Annotated in this window: 5 protein-coding genes; all 5 read left to right on the top strand. The window is 41.3% G+C overall.

What is annotated here, in order from left to right; all coding sequences use genetic code 11:
• Nucleotides 1-112 precede the first annotated feature (112 nt).
• On the top strand, nt 113-676 hold the full coding sequence (locus ACFPQ4_RS12125) for a 2'-5' RNA ligase family protein (protein WP_378112111.1): 564 nt from the start codon (nt 113-115) through the stop codon (nt 674-676).
• Nucleotides 677-945: 269 nt separating this feature from the next.
• A complete protein-coding gene (locus ACFPQ4_RS12120) occupies nt 946-1,320 on the top strand; it encodes a hypothetical protein (RefSeq protein WP_378112110.1) in 375 nt (124 codons plus the stop codon).
• A 268-nt stretch (nt 1,321-1,588) separates the two neighbouring features.
• A complete protein-coding gene (locus ACFPQ4_RS12115; RefSeq protein WP_378112109.1) occupies nt 1,589-1,909 on the top strand; it encodes a hypothetical protein in 321 nt (106 codons plus the stop codon).
• A gap of 880 nt (nt 1,910-2,789) precedes the next feature.
• On the top strand, nt 2,790-3,350 hold the full coding sequence (locus tag ACFPQ4_RS12110) for a GNAT family N-acetyltransferase (RefSeq protein WP_378112113.1): 561 nt from the start codon (nt 2,790-2,792) through the stop codon (nt 3,348-3,350).
• A 559-nt stretch (nt 3,351-3,909) separates the two neighbouring features.
• Complete coding sequence (locus ACFPQ4_RS12105) at nt 3,910-4,098, top strand: DUF4177 domain-containing protein (RefSeq protein WP_378110166.1); 189 nt, start codon at nt 3,910-3,912, stop codon at nt 4,096-4,098.
• Nucleotides 4,099-4,356: the final 258 nt, after the last annotated feature.

The raw sequence follows: 4,356 nt of genomic DNA, 5'->3' as shown, positions 1-4,356 counted from the left end.
CACATCGATCCCCCTAAGATATGAGCTATCTAAGGGGGATCGACGTCGGGAATTCACGATCGTTATATGAAATCTCCACAGAGCACAAAACCAAGTTGAAAGGGCCAAACACATGAAAACATACGCAATTGAAATCTTTTTTAATGATGCATTCGATCGCTATGTGAGGGATCTATGGAATCAATGCAACGAGAATCACTTATCGTCTTTTGGAACAAATATCAAAGGGATAGAACCCCATATTGCACTTGCCCTATATAGCAATATTGATGTTGATAGCCTGTCCAAGAGATTTAATGAATTTATTCAGACTGAAATTTCTGAATTCAATCTATTTTTTGATGCAATCGCTATATTTCCAACGTCAAATGTTACATTTTTTCAACCGAACACAAATCAAGATTTAAGTAATCTGATGAGTAAAGTTCACGCTTTCTTTTCAGATTTTGAAGAGAATTGTAACCCCTATTATTCAGAACAACGTTGGTTTCCGCATGTTACGGTCGCGTACAACGGAACTTATGAAGAATTGAAATCGACCTTTAGTTATGTAGTGAATAATTATGAATCAATGAATGTAAGGGCTCAGAAAATTGGATTAGTTGAAATTACTTATGAGAATAATATTTGTGTCTCTTGCGAGACATTAATTGCAAAGAGGTTAATGGAAGTTTAGTGAATCGATGAAGGTGGAGACTTCATATAACACCATATTCACGCATCGGGCCATTCGGCCCTCGGTCCGGCAGGAGTCAGAAGTGGATTCGAAGAGGCATTTCAGCAGCATGGAAGCGGAATCAGCCGGACACATCCGCACCGACTAACTGCGCTTACGCGCAGCCGGCGACTTCGTCGCCTTAAGTCGGTGGGACGTCGTGAATACAACAACGTTATATGAAATCAGTGTAATGCTAATAAGATCCTTCAAATAAGGAGTGACAGAATATGAGCATAATGCCCCTTAGAATACCCGCGGGTTATGCAATAACTTACAATAAATTTTATGACATCGACCCAATAATAGATGAAAGAGATAAAGATCGCTTAAGTAATAGTTATTACTTCACAGAGGATATACTTCAAATTCATACAATGGTAGTCATAGACGGTAATTGGGTAGTTCCAGAAAAAGAAAAATTCATAATTGATTTAGGTTGGTATCCAGAATGCACTTCAGATGGAGATTACAAATTAGTGGTAGTAGATGATCATTGGAACGAAATAAGATCTTTGAGGTCAAGAGACAGATTAAAAATAAAAGATACATTAGAAACATGGTTAAAAGAAATTGTAGATCAAAAACTTGATGGCTTTAAGTAGAGTCGAAGAAGACACTGACTTCATATAACACCATATTCACGCATCGGGCATTTGCCCTCGGTCCGGCAGGAGTTAGGAGTGGATTCGGGGAGGTAGTTTCAGTAGCGGGGAAGTAGAATCAGCCGGACACATCCGCACCACCTAACCGCATCGCGGCCGCCCTACGGGCTTAAGGTGGTGGGGCGTCGTGAATACAACAACGTTATATGTAATTGGGGCAAGTGCATGTAAGATGAAGATCAAATAACATCGTATTGGGGATATTTCAATGAAGGATAGGATTACTCAAATAATTCTACTTGGTATTCTCATCACTTTGGTCGTAATGGCTTTCAAACCTGAGCAGCAGATTAACTATCCAGTGACATCTCAGCCGCAACCACAAATATCTTTAAATGCAGGAGAATATCTTCAGATCGCACCAGGGCTGATTGGGATTCAGGATGACGGTACTCACTCAGGCTATAGAGGACAACTTCTACTATTTCAATACCAAGAAAACGAAAAAGAGTTTAAATACATTGGGACATTAAATTATGAAGAGTACATAAACAATCCAGAAAAGTATGGAATACCAATAAGGAAATAAACATCATTTTGACAGGTAATTCGAAGAAGGCCCCAACTACATATAACACCATATTCACGCATCGGGCATTCGCCCTCGGTCCGGCACGAAGTTAGAAGAGGAATCGGAGAGGCATTTCAGTTGCGGGGAAGCGATAGCAGCCGGACACATCCCACCACCTAACCGCATCGCGGCCGCCCTTCGGGCTTAAGGTGGCGGGACGTCGTGAATACAACAACGTTAGCTGAAATCTCTCTTGCTCCGAAGGGTTAAAGATCATAATAGGGTTGTAGAGCAACGAGATCCATCGGCGCATGAGGATGATAGTGTAAGTTGAAAAATGGCACTACGTCAAAACCGATTCGAGGAAGTAGAGAGACATCAGCTAACATAGGATTCACGCTTCGGGGGACAAGCCCCCTTCGGTCCGGACCGGAGTCAGAAGATTCAACTGAGAGGTATTTTCAGTAGCAAGGAAGCATAATCAGCCGGACACACCTGCACCACCTAACCGCGTCGCGGCCGGCTCTTCGAACCTTAAGGTGGTGAGGCGTCGTGAATCCCTGGACGTTAGCTGAAATCTATCTTGCTCTGGAGTATCAAGGGCATCGTAGGGTTGTAGTGCATCGAGATTGATCGGCGCAATAATTTGAATGTGTAAGTTGTAAAATGATACAGCGTTAAAACCGATTCGAAGAAGTAGATAGACATCAGCTAACATAGGATTCACGCTTTGGGGGACAAGCCCCCTTCGGTCCGCACATTCGTGCGGACACACCTGCACCACCTAACCGCATCGCGGCCGGCTCTTCGAGCCTTAAGGTGGTGAGGCGTCGTGAATCCCTGGACGTTATGCGTAATTCCTTTAAAACCGTTTAGAACAAATAGAATGGAGCTCACCATGATAATTCGTAAACATGAATTTACTGTCAAAGGACTAAGATACAACATTAGATCTGCCGTCCATAGCGACGCAAGATATTTGTCTGAAGTAAGGATACAGATAGATGGAGAAACAGAAAACATGGATAGGGAAAGAGGAGAGGCTTTTATAGATCAGTCAGGATTTGAAGACATAATTAAGGCAGACAACGAACATCCAAGAAATTTATTCTTAGTTGTTGAAGTTGAAGATCAAATTGTTGGGTATTCACGTTGTGTGGGAAATGACTTAAAGAGAACTATGCATAAGGTTGAATTTGGGGTGTGTATTTTAAAGAACTATTGGGGCTATGGAATGGGGAAGAACTTGTTAAAAGAAGTAATATCATGGGCAGATTCCATAGGAATTATAAAAATAAATCTGAATGTATTAGAAACAAATGAAAATGCCATTGAACTTTATAAATCATTTGATTTTGAAATTGATGGGATATTAAAGAGTGATAAATTACTTTCAGACGGTAACTATTACAACACAATAGTCATGGGTAGATTGAATCAAAAAGTAATCATGAAATAAGAATTTGAAAGTTACTCAAGGAAGTCAGGAACTACGCATAACACCATATTCACGCATCGGGCATTCGCCCTCGGTCCGGCACGAAGTTAGAAGTGAATTCGGAGAGGCTTTTCAGCAGCAGGGAAGTAAAGTCAGCCGGACACATCCCACCACCTAACCGCATCGCGGCCGCCCTTCGGGCTTAAGGTGGTAGGACGTCGTGAATACAACAACGTTATACGACATACCTGAAATGCATTTAAGAAATGAGGTGCGAGATGTTTTCATTTTCAACAGCAACAATACAAATAATAAATTTAGTTCTCTTTGGGGTATTAATCTTTGTAGTCTATAGAGTTATTAGGAAGAAGAGAAATAAATGATTGGCTCTTCAATTCTGACAGGGGTTGTCTAACTCGAATTGTTAAAGTAAATCAAGTTCATAATTCTTCAACTCTGAGATTAGCAGCTCAATAAAATACGAAATGATGTAGATCCAAAGTAAAAATCCTTTACGTCGAGAACTGCAGAGAGGATAAAGTAGCTCAAGACGAATATATGAGGAAATAGGTGATTCTTAATGTATGAATACATATTTGTTGAAACTTCACTTGGCGGATTTTTTACTTCTGCGACACATCAAGAAACGATACAAAAGTATGCGCAAGAAGGTTGGCGATTAGTTCAAGTCCTTCCTACGCACTACAATGGTCAAGGAAAACCTACCGATTACGAAATAATATTTGAAAGACAAATTAGTACTGACTGAATATGATTTTTCTAGTAAATCAGGAAGCCAGGTACGTCGTATAACACCATATTCACGCATCGGGCATTCGCCCTCGGTCCGGCACGAAGTTAGAAGTGCAATCGGAGAGGCATTTCAGTTTCGAGGAAGCGTAAGCAGCCGGACACATCCGCACCACCTAACCGCATCGCGGACGCCCTACGGGCTTAAGGTGGTGGGACGTCGTGAATACAAGAACGTTATGCGACATAATGGCTACGTTTCAAAGCCTTAACCCAG

This window comes from Cohnella yongneupensis (assembly GCF_042655785.1).
In the GTDB taxonomy this organism is placed as follows: domain Bacteria; phylum Bacillota; class Bacilli; order Paenibacillales; family Paenibacillaceae; genus Cohnella; species Cohnella yongneupensis.
This window is presented reverse-complemented; position numbering and strand designations above follow the sequence as displayed.

Coding starts and splice junctions, on each gene's coding strand:
- ACFPQ4_RS12110 (WP_378112113.1), top strand. CDS start 2,790: ATGATAATTCGTAAACATGAATTTACTGTCAAAGGACTAAGATACAAC.
- ACFPQ4_RS12125 (WP_378112111.1), top strand. CDS start 113: ATGAAAACATACGCAATTGAAATCTTTTTTAATGATGCATTCGATCGC.
- ACFPQ4_RS12105 (WP_378110166.1), top strand. CDS start 3,910: ATGTATGAATACATATTTGTTGAAACTTCACTTGGCGGATTTTTTACT.
- ACFPQ4_RS12115 (WP_378112109.1), top strand. CDS start 1,589: ATGAAGGATAGGATTACTCAAATAATTCTACTTGGTATTCTCATCACT.
- ACFPQ4_RS12120 (WP_378112110.1), top strand. CDS start 946: ATGAGCATAATGCCCCTTAGAATACCCGCGGGTTATGCAATAACTTAC.